The following is a 17366-nucleotide window of genomic DNA, read 5'->3' on the forward strand; positions in this document are numbered from 1 at the left end:
TTGCTGGCCGGGGGTTGCCCGGCGGCAACTCACTTTCTTTTGCTTCGCCAAAAGAAAGTAAGCAAAGAAAAGGCGACCCTACTGTCTGCGTCCCTGCGCTTCGCTACGGGCAACCTGCGGTGCTCGGTCCAGCCGGGGTCAAAAACAACTCGCTTCGCTCAAACAAGTTTTTGCCCTGATCCGTCTGGACCTCCGCTCCTCGGCGCAGACAGAAGGGGTGGGGAAGGAATACCAATACCGAATATCAAAAGAAACAAGGACTCGCCGTGGCGAGTCCTTGTTGGTATTTGTCTTTGGTATTTGGTCCCCGCTCCCGATTGGCCCTTCTGTATGCGCCGAGGAGCGGAGATTCAGGCGGATCAGGGATCGCGTTGTTTGAGCGAAGCGAGTTTAGCGAGACCCCGCCTGAATCGAGCACCGCAGGTTGCCCCGGAGCGAAGCGCAGGGGACGCAGACAGTAGGGTCGCCTTTTCTTTGGTGACTTTCTTTTGGCGAAGCAAAAGAAAGTTACTTGCCGCCGGGCAACCCCCGGCCAACAACCCTCAGAAAAAAGCGCAAAGACCGATCAGCTCAGGTCGGCGATCAAATCAATGTACTGCTGCATCGCGTCGTCCTGCGAGGTGCCTTTGAGGTTATTCCAGGCGTCCCACTTGGCACGGGCCACCATGTCGCCGAAGCCGGGTTTTTTGTCGGTGTTATCACCGCTGCTGCCTTGCTTGTAGAGCGCGTAAATCTTCAGCAGCGTGGCGTTGTCGGGGCGCTCGCTGAGGTTTTTCGAATCGGCCATGGCTTTGTCGAAGGCGGCTTTCAGGTCTGACATGAGGAATCTCCGTTTTAGAAGTGGGTCACCAATGAGGCGGCTTGGGGTAACTGCCCGGTATCTTAGCGAGGCCGTTGCTTGCAAAATAGGGAACTTACCCCATCCGGGGTGAGTTCGCATCAGTTTCGCATCGGGAGTGCTCATGGTTACACGCGTTACCGCCCAGGCCGCCGGCCGCAAAGTGGCAAAGAACGTCCAGAAGAACGTCAAACGGGCCGTATCGGGAACCCTGGGTATTTCAGGGGAGCGCATGAGCAAGGTCGACACGGCCTGGCTGCGCATGGACAACGAAGCCAACCTCATGATGATCGTGGGCGTGTGGCAGCTGGCGCCTGGCGTGAAGTACACGGCGGCCTGCGAACGCATTGAAAACAGCTTGCTCAAATACGACCGCTTCAAGCAGCGCGTGATGGAAGACGCCGCCGGCGCGACCTGGGTGATGGACCGCAACTTCGACCTGGCCAACCATGTGGTGCCCGAGAAGCTGCCCAAGTCGGCCAACCAGGAGCACGCCCTGCAGGACCGCGTGGCCGAGCTCGCCACCCAGCGCCTGGACCCGAAGCGCCCCTTGTGGCAAATCCATTTCATTGAGGACTACACCGGGCCCGACGGCGTGAAGGGCAGCGCCATGATCGTGCGCATCCACCACTGCATTGCGGACGGCATCGCCCTGATTTCGGTGACCATGTCGCTGGTCGACGGCGGCGCGCCGCCGCCCGAGCGGCGCAAGAAGGAGCCTGCCGCGGGCGCGGAGGACTGGATCGCCGACACGCTGCTCAAGCCTTTTACCGACATCACCGTCAAGGCGCTGGGCGCCGTGGGTGAAGGCGCGGCGCGCTCGCTGGGCATGCTGGGCGACCCGAAGAAGGGCATGGAGCAAGGCGTGAGCGGCTCCTTCGACATGGCAAAAGTGTTGTTCCAGCTGCTTTCCGACTCAGCCGCGCTGGCGCTGATGCCCGACGACTCCAAGACGCGGCTCAAAGGCAAGCCCGGCGGCGCCAAGAAGGTCGCCTGGTGCCAGCCGATTCCGCTGGACGAGGTCAAGGCGGTGGGCAAGGCGCTGAACTGCTCGATCAACGACGTGCTGCTCAGCTGCGTGGCCGGGGCGCTAGGCGAATACCTGAAATCATTCGGCGACGATGTGGCGGGCCAGGAGATCCGCGCCATGGTGCCGGTGAACCTTCGCCCCATGGACCAGGCGCACAAGCTGGGCAACCGCTTCGGCCTGGTGCCGCTGGTGCTGCCCATCGGCGTGGACAACCCCATCGAGCGGGTGTACGAGGTGCGCAGGCGCATGGCGGCGCTCAAAGGCAGCTATCAGCCGCTTCTGGCCTTCAGCCTGCTGGCGGTGGCGGGCCTCTTGATCAAGCCTGCGCAGGACGTGATGCTCAACCTCTTTGCCAAAAAGACCACAGCGGTGATGACCAACGTGCCGGGCCCGCGCGAGAAACTCAAGTTCTGCGGCTCCACGCTGGAGCAAAGCCTGTTCTGGGTGCCGCAGTCGGGCGACGTGGGTCTGGGTGTCTCCATCCTGAGCTACGGCGGCGGTGTGCAGTTCGGCGTGATCACCGACAGCACGCTGTGCCCTGAGCCGCAGCGCATCATCGACGAATTCGTGCCCGAGTTCGCCAAACTCTCGATCGTGACCCTAATGCTACCTTGGGGAGAGTGAGCACCTGCGACGCGCGAAATACGCCCACCTTTTCCAGCAGGGGCCGTGGAACTGGCTTTGCCAGGCCGCAGGCGCCGTCCCCTGCAAGGGGAAAGGACGCTACACAAAGTGAGCGTCAATAGGGGTGAGCCAGTCTAGGCCGCAAAACGCCTTGAGGCAATCGCCAGCAGGCCGTCAAAGATCAGGCTGTCCACCAGCTCGAACTTCACCGACATGCTGGGCGCCATCTTCCAGCCGGCGCCGCCGGTCATGATGCATTCGGGCGTTTCGCCGCAGTGGCGGGTGACGTTCTCGACCATGCGGTGAATCGCGCCGGCAATGGCGAAGGTGCCGCCGCTGGTCAGCGCGTCGCTGGTGTTGGTGGGAAAGTCGCGCACCTCACCGGTGGGCACATGCAGGCCGGCCGTGCCGGACTCGAGCGCGCGCAGCATGATGCCGTGGCCCGGAAGAATGAAGCCGCCCAAAAATTTTCCGCTGGCGTCGATCGCCTCCACCGTCACGGCGGTGCCCACCATGACCACCACGCAGGGTTTGTTCACGCCGCGCGCCAGCAGCCGGTGGCGCGCGCCTATCATCGCCACCCAGCGGTCGGCGCCCAGCCGGGCCGGATGGTCGTAGCCGTTGGTGACGCCCGCCTCCTGCGGGCTGGAGACCACCCAACGCGCCGCCACGTCCCACAGCTCCATCTGCTCGGCCACGCGCCGCTTGATGGCGTCGGCGGCAACGATGCAGCCGAGAATGCGTGTGGGCGCCGGGATGGCGCCCCATTCTTCTTCTGCGAGCTTGTCGATGTTCTCGAGAAACACTGCGCCGTTTGCCAGCAGTTTGGCCCCGGGTACAGGGGCTTCGTACTGGGCCCATTTCAGGCGGGTATTACCCACGTCAAGCGCTAGAAAGGTCATTTGGCGGATTATGAACAGGTTTGAAGCCTGCCCGGACACAGACGCCTACAGGTTTTCCAGTAGAAGCCGCCTCTGCGGCCCGCGCTCAGATCAGGCCAAACCAGCAGGCGCGCTGGATGGCGGCCAGCTTGTTGTCGACCTTGAGTTTGGTCATGGCATTGGAAAGGTGAAAGTTCACCGTGCGTTCGCTGCACGCCAGCCGCTCGCCGGTCTCACGCGCCGTCATGCCCTGGAAGGCCAGACTCAGGCATTCCAGCTCGCGCGGGCTGAGCGGGCTGCGCGCCTCGGCCAGCGCGCGCTTGAGCAGCGGCCAGATGTTCAGGGCCGACCAGGCCAGCAGGGCCGCCTCGCTACGGTCATGCCACTGGCGCGGGCTGAACAGGTAGCACTCAAAGGCGCGCCCCACCGTCAGCGGAAAGGCGATGCGGACCACGCTCTGGTAGCCATGGGCCAGCCAGAGCCGGCGCCAGCGCCCCAGGTTTTCGAAGGCCGACTTGGAAATGTCCTGCCAGGCGACCAGCGGCGCATCGGAATCGCGCCACGGCGCGCCGAAGTCCCGGCTCTCGGCCAGCGCTTCCGCGGCGTCGAGCAGGCGCGGCGGGTGGATGGCAAGGACCAGCCGGTCTTCCTGCCCGCCGAAAGGGTCGGGGCCCAGCACCATGAGCGCCTCGACGGAGAACTCGCGCAGAACCCCCAGCCAGTCGCTGACGACACCGTCAAGGCTCACACTGTCAAAGTTGGCAGGCAATTGCATCGCTGGAACTTTCATAATTCATGATAGTGGCGGCTCTACCCGCCACTTTTGGGGTTGCCCGGGAACGCCGGCAGGTCAGCTCAAACGATGTTGCCTTGTGAATCGTGAAATCGTTAATGGCTCGGATGGGAAGGTATAAGGACAATAGCGCCAAATGCATCAACCGCATCATCCGCCAGGTCCGCTTGCTCAGGGAAGACTTTAAAGTGAAAAGCGCTCGTTTCAATTCGTGGTTCACCCAGCAGCGCCTGCTGCAGTGGCTGCGCGAGGAACTGATCCTCGCCCCTCTGGTGCCGGTATTGCACCCGACGCCGCTGCGCATGAAGGGCCTGGGAATATTCACGCTGGTGGGCCATCCGCTTTTTTACGTGGTCTGGGCCTGGTGGCTGCCGCAGCCTTATGAGAACCTTTGGCTGCGCTGCTTCACCAGCATGCTGGGCTGCCTGCTGATCTGGAAACCCGTCAGCCAATACCCCTCCAGCCCGCTGGCCGGCGCAGTGTTTACCAGCGTGTTCTGGTTCGAGCTGCCGTTTCTTTTCAGCTGGATGTACTTTTGCAACAGCGGCAATACCGTCTGGCTGGCCAGCGTGTCCGGCATGATCCTGATTTATTACTTCGTCACCGATTGGCGCATCGCCACCATCGGACTGGTCGCCGGGGCGCTCTCCGCGTGGGCCCTGTTCCAGGTGTTCGGGCCGGAGGTGCCGGTGCTGCAGGGCCAGCAGTTCACCACCAACATGATGGTCATTGCCTTTTGCATGAACATGGGCCTGCTGCTGGGGCTTTCTTCTGCCAACCTGCGGCGCGAGCAGCTCTCCAACACCCTCACAACGATGGGGATCATGGCGCACGAGCTGCGCACGCCGCTGTCGACCGCCGCGCTGCTGGGCGACGCGATACAGCTGGAAGTGCAGCGCCAGCCCGACAACCCGCGCGCGGCCCAGCTGGACAAACTCGCCCAGCGGCTGCATATCCTGGTTCGCAACATGAACCACCAGATCGACACGCAGATCGCCAATGCCAGGCTGCTTCAGCTGCCGCGCCACACTGAACTGGTGCCGGCCGGCGGGCTGGTCAACGAGGTGGTGGGCGCCTATCCCTTCCAGTCGATGCGCCAGCGCGATTGCGTGCAGGTTGTCATTCACGAGGATTTCACCTTCCGCTCGTCCTCTACCCAGTTCTCCCAGGTGCTGGACAACCTGATCAAGAACGCCCTGCACTCGCTGATGGCCGCCGACTCGAAATACCCGCCGGGCGCCTTGCGCATTGAAGTGGGGCAATCGCAGGGCCATGGGCGAATCATCGTGGCCGACGAAGGCCTGGGCGTCGACCCTACCTTGCTGCCGCAGATTTTCAAGCCGTTTTTTTCCAGCAACCGCGGCACGGGCCACGGCCTGGGTTTGGCCTTTTGCCAGCAAGTGGTACAAAGTGCTGGTGGCAACATTCATGTGAAGTCCGAGTCTGCCGTGGGGGCAGTTTTTACCATTGAGCTGCCCATCGCAGCCTGATAGCCTTGCACATGACGGCTTTTGACAATCTTCCATAAAACGACAACCATGTCCTTTGCACTCTATCGCCGCCCGGGAGGCGTGGTCTTTCTGGATGATGATCCGGATTACCTCGAAATGCTGGCCCAGGTCATGCCGCTGGACTGGTACGTGCGCCTCTTTCTGCGGCCGGTGGCCTGCATCGAGTCGCTGCTGGAGGAGCCGGCGCGCTGGGAGGCGGACGCCTGGCGCCAGCAGGAGATCATCAACCGCTGGCGCGAAGGCGAGCCGCTGATTCCGCAAATCCTCAAATACTGGCGTGACGACGGCACGGCGCGTTTTGCGCTCACGCAGGTCTGTGTGGTCGACTACTCGATGCCGGCAATGAGCGGGCTGCGGGTGCTCAGCGAGCTCACGGGCTGGTCGGGCTCGCGCGTACTGCTGACGGGCCGCGCCGATGAGCAGCTGGCCGTGTCGGCCTTCAACCGCAGCCTGATCGAGCAGTTCATTCCCAAGCAGGCGCCCGATATCCGCCTGCGGCTGACCAACGCCATCCAGGGCCTGCTGCACCTGGCGGAGCCCCGGCACGAGCAGACCTGGCGCGCCACGCTGTCGCGCGAGCAGCATGAGTTGCTGTGCAGCCCGGCCGTGGCGCAGGCGCTGGAGAGCCTGGCGCTCCAGCAGGGCTGGATAGAACGCGTCGCCATCGGTGCGCCTTTTGGCGTGCTCGCGCTCGACAACAAGGGGCGCGCCAGCTGGTTGCAGCTGGAGCCCGCCGCCAACCTGCCGGAGCTGGCCGAGATGGCCGAGTCCCAGGGGTGGGATGCGCCCACGGTGCAAGACGTCCGGGCGGGTAAAAAGCTGATCGACCTGGACCTGCAACTGGGCCTGGGCGCGGTGCACAAGTCCCAGCCGCGCCAGGCATTTACCATCGCGGCCGAACCTGCGCCGCTGCATGGCGCCATCTTCCCCATCCATGAGTCCTTCTGCCCCGGCTTCATGGCCAGCCACGAACGCTTTATCGCCACCCATGGCGATCGCGACGTGCAAGACTGACTAGACGTCCATCTTTGCGCTGCGGGCGCGCCGCGCGATCGGCCAGTCCCAGGGCTTGACGATGGGCGCGATCTCGCGGGCCACCGCCTCCACATGCGACATTTCCGCCTCGGTCAATGCCGAGCTCAGCGTCAGGCGCACCATCGCGCGGTTGCGGCTGGTGGCCGGCGCGCAAAAGATCGAGCCGATCACGTCACGCGCTTCCAGTTCATCGCGCAGGATCATGGCCGCCGGTTCGGTGCCGGCTTCGAGCGAGATGATCTGCTCGGTACCCTGGTGGATCGGGTAGCCGATGTCGGTGAAGGTCGAGCGCAAGCGGCGCGTGTTGGCATGCAGGCGGCGCCTGGCGTCGTCACTGCGCTGCAGCACGCCCACGGTGGCCGCCAGCCCGGCGATCTCGTGAGGCAGCAGTGAAGAGCTGAAGATATTCGGAAAGCTCGAGATCAGGATGTAGTAACGCATGCTGGCAGGCGCGGTGAAAAAGCCGGCACGGCCCGCAACGGCCTTGGCCAGGCTGGCGGTGATGAAGTGCACCCGGTCCGTGACGCCCAGCTCGGCGCATAGCCCCGCGCCTTGCGGGCCGTGGGTTCCCAGCGAATGGGATTCATCGACCACGATCATGCTGTCGTTCTGCTCGGTCACTTCCAGGATTTCGTGCAATCGACAGACCGCCCCGGTGGTGCTGTAAACCGAGTCGACCACGACAACGCCGGGGCCGTGGGTTTTCATCATCCGAGCGAGATGCTCGGGGCTGTTGTGGCGAAAGGCGTGTGCCGGTGCACGCGCGGCATGGGCGCCTTCCCACAAGGAGGCATGCGCAAGCGAGTCAAGGTAGATCGGTGTCTGGGCGTCCGCAATGATTTGCAGCAAGCCCATGTTGGCGGTGTAGCCGGACTGGCAGAGAAAGCCGTCGTCCTTGCCGACCCAGCTTGCCAGCGATTTCTCCAGCGCATGCGCCGGGTGCGAACCCAGAAGGAAGACACCGGACTGAACGACGCTTTCCCTGTCGCGGGTCAATGCGGAAATCTGGGCCTGCACGATTTCCGGATGCCCGGTGACGTTGAGGTAGTCATTACCATCGAGCCGAACCGCGCCCGCACCCGGCGAGCGGCCGTGCAGGATGAACTTGTCACCCCACTGCTGCGCCCAGCGAGGCGCGAATTCGTGTGCGATGCGCTCTTGAAGCCGCTTGCCAAGCGAGGGGTTGTGAGGTGTCCTGGCACTGGAGGATATTTCGCGTTCTAGGACTTGCATGAGGGAGCTCCGTTTGATTGAGGAGTCCCATTGAAAGCTCTCACACAAATTGATACGGCTTACCCCCTGTCAGTTCTGACAGGGGGCACTTGTTTACACCCTTCCCTCGATCTGAAAATGCGAACTATTCACTTCATTTTCGAAAAGCAGATACGCCGTTCACTTACATATTTGTGTCACAAAAAGTATAGACAAGGGCGCGAATCCTTGCTCTCTCTGCAACGTATTTCGGCAGCGTATTTCGGCAGGCCTAGCCCTGCTTCCACGGCAGGCCCTGAAGACGCCAGCCGCCGCGCCGCCCACGTTGCCCCTGCTCGTCGGCATCGCCTTCAAAGCCTTCAAGAATGTTGTAGGCCTCCACACCGAGTTCAGTGGCGCGTTTGGCGGCAGCCACGGAGCGCACACCGCTGCGGCAGAGCAGCACGGCCTTCTTGCCTGCCGGCACCACGGCCTTCAGCCCTTCATCGAAGCCTGCGTTCATGGCCATGCCCGGCCACTGCTTCCAGGCCAGCGCCGCCGCGCCGGGGACATAGCCCACCCACTCGCGTTCGGCGTCGGTGCGCACATCCACCAGCACGGCCTCGCCTGACTGCATCCACTGGTATGCAAGGCGAGCGGAAATATCACCCGCATAACCGGCGGCGGGCCGTACTTGAAGCAAGGGATCTGAGGGGTCGAGGTTTTTCATGGAAGGGCCTGTCATATTTCAGGGGGTTCGAGTTGATGCGGCATCACATTTGCACCGGTACTATTTACCAGGGTGTACCAGGGTGCGCCACGCGTGCCCGGTGCGCGCCCCGGACGGGGCGCCGCAAAACCAGTTTATTCGCTTGCCGCAGCCCATGAAGAGGCCAGGGTAAAAAGGGCGCCGGCCCGCGGCGATCAGGCAAGACGCCGACGGGCATCAAGCCGCACGGCATGCACAATCACAGGCATCCTGAACCACCGCCGGAGACCTCTATGCCCTCGACCCGCGCCGACACCCCGTTCTTTCCAGATGCCTCCGCCGGCAAGGCTGGCCTGAAAGCCCTGGCAAAAGCACTGGCCCAGTGGCAGCCGCCTGCGACCGATGCAAACGGGAATATCCCCGGCGGCAAAAAGGAACGCAAAGCCTGGTCGCTGGCTGACTTCGACCCCGGCGCCAAACCGTTTTCCAGCGGCGACAAAGCGCACGACAAAACCGTGGTGGAAGCGCTCGCCGTGGAACTCGATGTGCTGCAAAACCTGCTTTATGCCGACAAGCGCTTCAAGCTGCTCATCATCCTGCAGGGCACCGATACCTCAGGCAAGGACGGCACTATGCGCGGCGTATTCGGGCGCATCAGCCCGCTGGGCGTGCACACCGTCAGCTGGAAAGCGCCGAACGAGGAGGAGCGCTCGCACGACTATTTATGGCGTATTCACCAGCAGGTGCCGGCGGCCGGAGAGATCGCCATCTTCAATCGCAGCCACTACGAAGACGTGCTGGTTCCGCCCGTCAAAGGCTGGATCACGCCGGCGCAGACGGCAGAGCGCTACCGGCACATCAATGATTTCGAACGCATGCTGTCGCAGACCGGCACCGTGGTGCTCAAGTTCATGCTGCACATCAGCCTGGAAGAGCAGCGTGAGCGCCTGCAGGCACGGCTGGACGACCCCACCAAAAACTGGAAGTTCAACATGGACGACCTGGACGCGCGCAAGCAGTGGAAGCAGTACCAAAAGGCGTACGAGTCCTTGCTGGCGGCCACCAGCACACCCTGGGCGCCCTGGACCGTGGTGCCCGCGAATTCCAAAACCCATCGCAACCTGATGATCGCCACCATGGTGCGCGCGACGATGGCCCAATTGGGCCTGCGCTTTCCGCCGGCAGACCCCAAACTTAAAGGCCTGAAAGTCACCTGAACGTCTTACTCCTGCTGATTCCCGCTTGTGATGCAAAAACAGTTTCACCCGAATAAAGGGTAATAGCGGGCAATCAGGGGGCAATCATTTTTCTGCGTTGGTGGAAACCCTCTTTGTAAGGAAAGGGCAAGGCGGAATGATGAGTGCTCTTATCTTTTTTCACACAACAGGAGACAAGTCATGACTGAGAGCAAGAGCCCCCGCAGGCGCGGCCTTCTTAAAGGTGCTGCGATTGCCGCCGGCGCCATGTCCGCCCCCATGGTCGCCATGGCGCAGACAACGTCTTTCCGCTTCCAGAGCACGTGGCCGGCCAAGGATATTTTCCATGAGTACGCCAACGACTTTGCGAAGAAAGTCAATGACATGGCCGGCGGCCGCCTGAAGATTGAAGTGCTTCCTTCCGGCGCGGTGGTGCCGGCATTCCAGCTGCTGGAAGCTGTGAACAAGGGAACGCTGGACGGCGGTCACGGTGTGGTGGCGTACCACTACGGCAAGAACAACGCCCTGGCCCTGTGGGGCTCGGGCCCGGCCTTCGGCATGGACCCGAACATGGTCCTGTCCTGGCACAACTACGGCGGCGGCAAGGCGCTGCTCGATGAAATCTACAAGGCCATCAACATGGACGTGGTGTCCTATCTGTATGGCCCCATGCCCACACAGCCGCTGGGCTGGTTCAAGAAACCGGTCTCCAAGGTGGCCGACATGAAGGGCCTGAAGTTCCGCACCGTCGGCCTGTCGGTCGACATCTTCACCGCCATGGGCACCTCGGTGAACCCGCTGCCTGGCGGTGAGATCGTACCGGCGCTGGACCGCGGCCTGATCGACGCGGCCGAGTTCAACAACGCCAGCTCCGATCGCGTGCTGGGCTTTCCCGACGTGGTCAAGAACTGCATGCTGCAGAGCTTTCACCAGAGCGGCGAACAGTTCGAGATCCTGTTCAACAAGGGCAAGTACAACGCGCTGCCGGCCGAACTCAAGGCGATCATCGACTACGGCGTGCAGGCTGCCAGTGCCGACATGAGCTGGAAGGCCATCGACCGCAATTCCACCGACTACGCCGAGATGAAAAAGCAGGGCATCAAGTTCTACAAGACGCCTGATGCCGTGCTCAAGGCGCAGCTGGAAGCCTGGGACAAGATCATCGATGAGAAAGCCAAGGCCAATCCGCTGTTCAAGAAGGTGATCGATTCGCAGAAGGCCTACGCCGCACGCACCATCCCCTGGCAGAACGACTACATGGTCGATTTCAAGATGGCGTACAACCACTCCTTCAGCAAGAAGAAGGCCTGACCCTGCCAGTCTGGGGCCAAGCCGGCCAGCCGTCCAACCCTGGATGGCTGGCCTTTTTTTGATGGGCACACCGGTTCAAAATGAATATACAAAGAATCCTGCACACCGCCGACCACATCAGCACCTGGGTCGGCAAGGCGGCCGCCTGGTTGATCGTGGTGCTGATGCTGGTCGTCTGCGCCGAAGTCTTCAAGCGCTACGCGCTCAACGCGCCCACCGCCTGGATCTTCGACGTCAACAACATGCTCTACGGCACGCTGTTCATGCTGGGAGGCGCCTACACGCTGGCGCATGACGGCCATGTGCGCGGCGACTTCTTCTACGGATCCATGAAGCCCCGCACGCAGGCCTGGCTGGATCTGGTGCTCTACATCGTCTTCTTCCTTCCCGGCATCGTGGCGCTGACCTGGGCCGGCTGGACCTACTTCAACGAATCACTGGCCATGCACGAGCAGACCTTCAACGCCACCCCCATCCCGCTGTATCCCTTCAAGTTCGTGATCCCGGTGGCCGGCGCCATCGTGCTGATGCAGGGGCTGTCTGAAATCCTGCGCTGCGTCGTCTGCATCCGCACCGGCATCTGGACGCCACGGCTCAAGGACGCGCAGGAGTCCGACGTAGTTGCACAGCAACTGGCCGGTAGCGAGTACGTCGATGAAGACGCCAAGCGGCTGGCCATCGAAAAATCCGCCGGCTTGAAAGGCTGATCATGAGCAACGCAGTACTCGGCATGACGATGCTCGGCCTGATCGTGATCGTCATCATGATGGGCTTTCCCACGGCGTTCACGCTGATGGGCCTGGGCATGGTGTTCGGTTTTATCGCCTTCTACGACCCGGCCGTTCATTTCTGGGACAACCGGATCTTCGACCTGATGGTGCAGCGCGCCTTCGGCGCGATGACCAACGAGACGCTGTTATCCATTCCGCTGTTTGTGCTGATGGGTTACATCATGGAACGCGGCGCGCTGGTGGACAAGATGTTCCACAGCGTGCAGCTGGCCTTTCGCAGCGTGCCGGGCTCGCTGGCCGTCACCACGCTGATCATCTGCACCTTCTGGGGCATTGCCAGCGGCCTGGTGGGCGCGGTTGTGGTGCTGATGGGCGTGATCGCCATGCGGCCCATGCTCAACGCCGGCTACGACACGCGGCTCGCCGCCGGGGTCATCACGGCCGGCGGCACGCTGGGCATCCTGATCCCGCCTTCGGTGATGATCATCGTGTACGCGGCTGTCGCCGGTCAGTCAGTGGTCAAGCTCTACGCGGCAGCCATGTTTCCCGGCTTCTTCCTGGCCCTGCTGTACCTGATCTACATCATCGGCTGGGTGATGCTCAACCCCAAGATCGCCCCCAAGCTGCCGCCGGAGCAAAACCGCGCGCCTGTTCCGCCCTGGCTGCAACAGGTGAGTGCCCTGTATTCGCGCAGGGTGCTGCCGGCGCTGGTCATGGCCGCCGCAGCGCCGGGCAAGGCGCTGCAGGCGGGCACCCCGCTCAGCCGCAGCTTTCTGTTGCGCAGCCTGGGCACAGCCCTGGTGCCGGTGGCCTTCGCGCTGGTGACCCTAGGCGGGACCTGGTGGTATGTGGTCATCCATTCGCAGGCCGACAACAACGCCGCGGTGGTTGCGGCGCGCGCCGCCAAGGCCGCAGCGCCGGCAGGCGGGGGCCTGCAGGCGCCTGCCGCAACCGGCGGGGTGCAAGAGCCACCCGGGGACACCGGCGTGAAGGAGCCGCCGTCCGCAGAAGGCAGCCTCAAAGAGCCGCCTGCTGAAGAAGGGTTGAAAGAACCTCCCGGCGACACGGCGGCCAAGGATTCGGCCGAAGCCGGAGGCCTGCAGGCGCCGCCGGGATCGGAAGACGAGAAGCCGTCGGTAGCGGCAGCAACAGCGGCCGATGCGCCGCTGCAGGAAATCGGCGAGCCCTCAGGCTCTGGGCCGCAGACCGCTCCGGTGCCCGAGTCGTTCTACACGGGCTTTGCCATCGCCTGCGTGCTGATGGCCGGGCTGCTGCTCTGGTACTACCGGCGCTTCGACGCGGAGCAGTTTGAGATCCTGCGGATGCTGGTGAGCTCCGTCATGCCACTAGCCTTGCTGACCATCGTGGTGTTGGGCGTCATCCTGTTCGGCATCACCACGGCCACCGAATCCGCGGCCGTCGGCGCGGCCGGCGCCTTCCTGATGGCCTGGCATGCCGGCACGCTGGACTTCCAGAAGATCAAGGAAGCGGTGTTCCTGACCTGCAAGACCACGTCCATGGTCTGCTGGCTGTTTGTGGGCTCGGCGCTGTTCTCGGCAGTGTTTGCCCTGCTGGGCGGGCAGCGCGTGGTTGAAGAGTGGGTGATGAGCATGAACCTCACGCCGCTGCAGTTCCTGCTGCTGTCACAAGCCATCATCTTCATCCTGGGCTGGCCGCTGGAGTGGACCGAAATCATCGTGATCTTTGTGCCCATCTTCCTGCCGCTGCTGCAGCACTTCCAGATCGACCCCATCCTCTGGGGCGTGCTGGTCTTCGTGAACCTGCAGGCAGCCTTCCTGTCACCGCCGGTGGCGATGTCGGCCTTCTATTTAAAGGGAGTGTCGCCGCCCCATGTGACCATCAACCAGATCTTCGCCGGCATGATGCCCTACATGCTGATCGTGATCCTCTGCATGGTCTTCATGTACATCTGGCCCGGCCTGACGCTCTGGCTGCCGAAATACCTGTACGGTTGAACAGCTCAGGGGCTGCCAGGCTCCTGAGCTGACCAAAAAAGGGGCGCCAGGCGCCCCTTTTTTTATGGGCGGCACAACGACGGAAGCGCACACTTGATCGGCGCCGGCTTACCGGCTAAGATTGACGTTTACGTAAACGTCAACTAAACAGATCACAGATCGACGGCCCCACCCGCCGCCCGGAGACAACCATGACCGACATGTCCGCAGAATACAAAGCCCTCGCCAGCTACCGCCCCACCCACAAGGTGCGTTTCATCACGGCGGCCAGCCTGTTCGACGGCCATGACGCGGCCATCAACATCATGCGGCGCATTCTGCAAAGCATGGGCGCCGAGGTGGTCCACCTGGGCCATAACCGCAGCGTCGACGAAGTCGTGACAGCGGCCCTGCAGGAAGACGCCCAGGGCATTGCCATCAGCTCCTACCAGGGCGGGCATGTCGAGTATTTCAAATACATGGTCGATCTGCTCAAAAGCCGGGGCGGCGAGCACATCCAGGTTTTCGGCGGCGGCGGCGGCGTGATCGTGCCGCCCGAAATCCGCGAACTGCATGCCTACGGCGTCACTCGCATCTACAGCCCTGAAGATGGCCAGAAGATGGGCCTGGCCGGCATGATCGGCGAGATGGTCATGCGCTGCGACAAGGACCTGACCGGCTTCGCGCCCAAGACCGTCAAGGCGATTGAAGGCCACGGCGAGATGAACTGGCGGGCGCTTGCCCAGCTGATCACTGCGCTGGAGAACGGCAAAGCCGATGCGGCCCTGGTCGACAAGGTGCGCAGCCAGGCCGCGACTCGCAAGATTCCCGTCCTGGGCATCACCGGCACAGGCGGCGCTGGCAAGTCCTCGCTGACTGACGAACTGATCCGCCGCCTGCGCCTGGACCAGAACGACAAGCTGCGCGTGGCTGTGATCAGCATCGACCCATCACGCCGCAAGAGCGGCGGCGCGCTGCTCGGTGACCGCATCCGCATGAACGCGATCAACCCCTGGACGGTTCCCGCAGCCGGGCAGAAGAATACCGACAGCGGACAGCGCGTCTTCATGCGTTCACTGGCCACACGCGACTTCGGCTCTGAAATCAGCCAAGCCCTGCCCGATGTGATCGCCGCCTGCAAATGCGCGGGCTTTGACCTGATCGTGGTCGAGACCTCCGGCATAGGCCAGGGCGACGCCGCCATCGTGCCGCATGTGGATGTGCCCATGTATGTGATGACGCCCGAGTTCGGCGCGGCCAGCCAGCTCGAAAAAATCGACATGCTGGACTTCGCCGAGTTCATCGCCATCAACAAATTCGACCGCAAGGGTTCGCTCGATGCCTTGCGCGATGTCTCCAAACAGGTGCAGCGCAACAAGGAAGCCTGGAGCACACCGGCCGACAAGATGCCGGTCTTCGGAACCATGGCCGCGCGCTTTAACGATGACGGCGTGACGGCGCTTTACCAGGCCCTCAAGCCGCGCCTCAGCGCGCTGGGTCTGGCGCTCGAAAGCGGTGTACTGCCCACAGCCGACGTACGCCACAGCACCAACCAGACGCCCGTGGTGCCGGCCGCACGCACCCGTTACCTGGCCGAAATCAGCGACACGGTGCGTGGCTACAAAAAGCGCGCACGCGCGCAGGCCCAACTGGCGCGCGAGGTGCAGCAGCTCAAGGCGGCCGCCGCCATGCTCAAGATCGACAAGCCCGAGCGCGCCCCTGCCGCCGAGGCCGCACTCGACCTGGCCGGCCACCGCAAGGCCCGCATGGACGGCGACGCGCGCGCCCTGCTCGCCCAATGGCCCGACATGCAGGCGGCCTATGCCGGCGACGAATACGTGGTGAAGATTCGCGACAAGGAAATCCGCACCGCACTCACCACCAAATCCCTCTCGGGCACCACCATACGCAAAGTGGCCTTGCCGCAGTATGAAGATCACGGTGAAATCCTCAAGTGGCTGATGCTGGACAACGTGCCCGGCAGCTACCCTTACACCGCCGGCACCTTTGCCTTCAAGCGCGAAGGCGAAGACCCGACCCGCATGTTTGCCGGCGAGGGCGATCCCTTTCGCACCAACACGCGCTTCAAGCTGCTCAGCGAAGGCATGGCCGCCAAGCGCCTGTCCACCGCCTTCGACTCGGTCACGCTCTATGGCAACGACCCGGCCCTGCGACCCGACATCTACGGCAAGGTCGGTAACTCGGGCGTGTCGATTGCCACGCTGGACGACATGAAGGTGCTGTACGACGGGTTTGACCTGTGCAACCCGTCGACCTCGGTCTCGATGACCATCAACGGCCCGGCGCCCAGCATCCTGGCCATGTTCATGAACACGGCCATCGACCAGAACCTGGACAAGTTCAAAAAAGACAATGGCCGTGACCCGACGGCCACCGAAGCCGCCAAGATCCGCGAATGGGTGCAGGAAAACGTGCGCGGCACCGTGCAGGCCGACATCCTGAAAGAAGACCAGGGCCAGAACACCTGCATCTTCTCGACCGAGTTCAGCCTGAAAGTCATGGGCGACATTGCCCAGTACTTCGTACACAACCGGGTGCGCAACTTCTACAGCGTCTCCATCAGCGGTTATCACATCGCTGAAGCCGGCGCCAACCCGATCAGCCAGCTGGCCTTCACGCTGTCCAACGGCTTTACCTTTGTCGAAGCCTATCTGGCGCGCGGCATGCACATCGACGACTTCGCGCCCAACCTGAGTTTTTTCTTCAGCAACGGCATGGACCCGGAGTACACGGTGATGGGCCGCGTCGCGCGCCGCATTTGGGCCGTGGCCATGAAAGAAAAATACGGCGCCAACGAACGCAGCCAGAAGCTCAAGTACCACATCCAGACCTCGGGCCGCAGCCTGCACGCGCAGGAGATCCAGTTCAACGACATCCGCACCACGCTGCAAGCGCTGATCGCGATCTACGACAACTGCAACTCGCTGCACACCAATGCCTTCGACGAAGCCATCACCACGCCGACGGAAGAATCCGTGCGCCGCGCCATGGCGATCCAGCTCATCATCAACCGTGAATGGGGCCTGGCCAAAAATGAAAACCCCTCACAGGGCGCCTTCATCATCGAAGAGCTCACCGAGCTGCTCGAAGAAGCCGTACTGCTGGAGTTTGAACGCATCGCCGAGCGCGGCGGCGTGCTGGGTGCCATGGAGACCGGCTACCAGCGCGGCCGCATCCAGGACGAGTCCATGCACTATGAGATGCTCAAACACACCGGCGAGCTGCCCATCATCGGCGTCAACACCTTCCGCAACCCGCATGGCGATGCAGTGCAGGACAAGCTGGAACTGGCGCGCTCGACCGACGAAGAAAAGCAGAACCAGCTCAAGCGCCTCGATGACTTCCACCGCCGCCACGCCGCCGAATCACCGGCCATGCTCAAACGCCTGCAGCAGGCCGTGATCGAAAACCTTAATGTGTTCGAGGTGCTGATGGAGGCGGTGCGTGTCTGCTCGCTGGGGCAAATCACCAATGCGCTCTTTGAGGTGGGTGGGCAGTACCGGCGGAATATGTAGTTGGCCGGGGCCGGTATAGCCTGCT

The 17366-nt window shown here is 62.7% G+C and carries 13 protein-coding genes; 8 read left to right on the plus strand and 5 right to left on the minus strand.

What is annotated here, in order from left to right:
• Positions 1-565 precede the first annotated feature (565 nt).
• Positions 566-820: an acyl-CoA-binding protein gene (locus tag BM408_RS11935; RefSeq protein WP_092130100.1), complete on the minus strand. Its 255-nt coding sequence runs from the start codon at positions 818-820 to the stop codon at positions 566-568.
• 142 nt (positions 821-962) lie between these two features.
• Between BM408_RS11935 and BM408_RS11940 the strand changes: the two genes are divergently transcribed.
• Positions 963-2492: a wax ester/triacylglycerol synthase family O-acyltransferase gene (locus tag BM408_RS11940; protein WP_092130101.1), complete on the plus strand. Its 1530-nt coding sequence runs from the start codon at positions 963-965 to the stop codon at positions 2490-2492.
• Between the two features lie 134 nt (positions 2493-2626).
• On the opposite strand, the gene BM408_RS11945 is transcribed toward BM408_RS11940, so the two are convergent.
• Positions 2627-3394, minus strand: coding sequence for a type III pantothenate kinase (locus tag BM408_RS11945; protein ID WP_092130102.1), 768 nt, complete (start codon positions 3392-3394; stop codon positions 2627-2629).
• 85 nt (positions 3395-3479) lie between these two features.
• Positions 3480-4148: a helix-turn-helix transcriptional regulator gene (locus BM408_RS11950; protein WP_092130103.1), complete on the minus strand. Its 669-nt coding sequence runs from the start codon at positions 4146-4148 to the stop codon at positions 3480-3482.
• 206 nt (positions 4149-4354) lie between these two features.
• On the opposite strand from BM408_RS11950, the gene BM408_RS11955 reads away from it, so the two are divergent.
• Positions 4355-5656 carry a sensor histidine kinase gene (locus BM408_RS11955; protein WP_254774789.1) on the plus strand — a complete coding sequence of 434 codons (1302 nt, stop codon included), beginning with the start codon at positions 4355-4357 and terminating at the stop codon, positions 5654-5656.
• 48 nt (positions 5657-5704) lie between these two features.
• Complete coding sequence (locus tag BM408_RS11960; protein ID WP_092130105.1) at positions 5705-6691, plus strand: response regulator; 987 nt, start codon at positions 5705-5707, stop codon at positions 6689-6691.
• Here BM408_RS11960 and cqsA read toward each other — a convergent pair whose 3' ends face one another.
• Positions 6692-7945 carry an alpha-hydroxyketone-type quorum-sensing autoinducer synthase gene (cqsA, locus tag BM408_RS11965; RefSeq protein ID WP_092130106.1) on the minus strand — a complete coding sequence of 418 codons (1254 nt, stop codon included), beginning with the start codon at positions 7943-7945 and terminating at the stop codon, positions 6692-6694.
• 250 nt (positions 7946-8195) lie between these two features.
• On the minus strand, positions 8196-8633 hold the full coding sequence (locus BM408_RS11970; protein ID WP_092130107.1) for a rhodanese-like domain-containing protein: 438 nt from the start codon (positions 8631-8633) through the stop codon (positions 8196-8198).
• Between the two features lie 272 nt (positions 8634-8905).
• Here BM408_RS11970 and BM408_RS11975 point away from each other — a divergent pair, with 272 nt between their 5' ends.
• From BM408_RS11975 to icmF, 5 genes are all read left to right on the plus strand, one after another.
• Entirely contained in the window at positions 8906-9829 is a 924-nt protein-coding gene (locus BM408_RS11975; RefSeq protein WP_092130108.1) for a PPK2 family polyphosphate kinase, read from the plus strand.
• A 180-nt stretch (positions 9830-10009) separates the two neighbouring features.
• Complete coding sequence (locus BM408_RS11980) at positions 10010-11119, plus strand: TRAP transporter substrate-binding protein (RefSeq protein WP_092130109.1); 1110 nt, start codon at positions 10010-10012, stop codon at positions 11117-11119.
• An 80-nt stretch (positions 11120-11199) separates the two neighbouring features.
• Complete coding sequence (locus BM408_RS11985) at positions 11200-11826, plus strand: TRAP transporter small permease subunit (protein ID WP_092130110.1); 627 nt, start codon at positions 11200-11202, stop codon at positions 11824-11826.
• Between the two features lie 2 nt (positions 11827-11828).
• Positions 11829-13826 carry a TRAP transporter large permease gene (locus BM408_RS11990; RefSeq protein WP_092130111.1) on the plus strand — a complete coding sequence of 666 codons (1998 nt, stop codon included), beginning with the start codon at positions 11829-11831 and terminating at the stop codon, positions 13824-13826.
• 191 nt (positions 13827-14017) lie between these two features.
• Positions 14018-17341 carry a fused isobutyryl-CoA mutase/GTPase IcmF gene (icmF, locus tag BM408_RS11995; protein WP_092130112.1) on the plus strand — a complete coding sequence of 1108 codons (3324 nt, stop codon included), beginning with the start codon at positions 14018-14020 and terminating at the stop codon, positions 17339-17341.
• The last annotated feature ends 25 nt before the right edge of the window (positions 17342-17366 follow it).

Source organism: Polaromonas sp. YR568, assembly GCF_900116715.1.
GTDB lineage: Bacteria > Pseudomonadota > Gammaproteobacteria > Burkholderiales > Burkholderiaceae_C > Polaromonas.

Coding starts and splice junctions, on each gene's coding strand:
- BM408_RS11935 (WP_092130100.1), bottom strand. CDS start 820: ATGTCAGACCTGAAAGCCGCCTTCGACAAAGCCATGGCCGATTCGAAA.
- BM408_RS11940 (WP_092130101.1), top strand. CDS start 963: ATGGTTACACGCGTTACCGCCCAGGCCGCCGGCCGCAAAGTGGCAAAG.
- BM408_RS11945 (WP_092130102.1), bottom strand. CDS start 3,394: ATGACCTTTCTAGCGCTTGACGTGGGTAATACCCGCCTGAAATGGGCC.
- BM408_RS11950 (WP_092130103.1), bottom strand. CDS start 4,148: ATGCAATTGCCTGCCAACTTTGACAGTGTGAGCCTTGACGGTGTCGTC.
- BM408_RS11960 (WP_092130105.1), top strand. CDS start 5,705: ATGTCCTTTGCACTCTATCGCCGCCCGGGAGGCGTGGTCTTTCTGGAT.
- cqsA (WP_092130106.1), bottom strand. CDS start 7,945: ATGCAAGTCCTAGAACGCGAAATATCCTCCAGTGCCAGGACACCTCAC.
- BM408_RS11970 (WP_092130107.1), bottom strand. CDS start 8,633: ATGAAAAACCTCGACCCCTCAGATCCCTTGCTTCAAGTACGGCCCGCC.
- BM408_RS11975 (WP_092130108.1), top strand. CDS start 8,906: ATGCCCTCGACCCGCGCCGACACCCCGTTCTTTCCAGATGCCTCCGCC.
- BM408_RS11980 (WP_092130109.1), top strand. CDS start 10,010: ATGACTGAGAGCAAGAGCCCCCGCAGGCGCGGCCTTCTTAAAGGTGCT.
- BM408_RS11985 (WP_092130110.1), top strand. CDS start 11,200: ATGAATATACAAAGAATCCTGCACACCGCCGACCACATCAGCACCTGG.
- BM408_RS11990 (WP_092130111.1), top strand. CDS start 11,829: ATGAGCAACGCAGTACTCGGCATGACGATGCTCGGCCTGATCGTGATC.
- icmF (WP_092130112.1), top strand. CDS start 14,018: ATGACCGACATGTCCGCAGAATACAAAGCCCTCGCCAGCTACCGCCCC.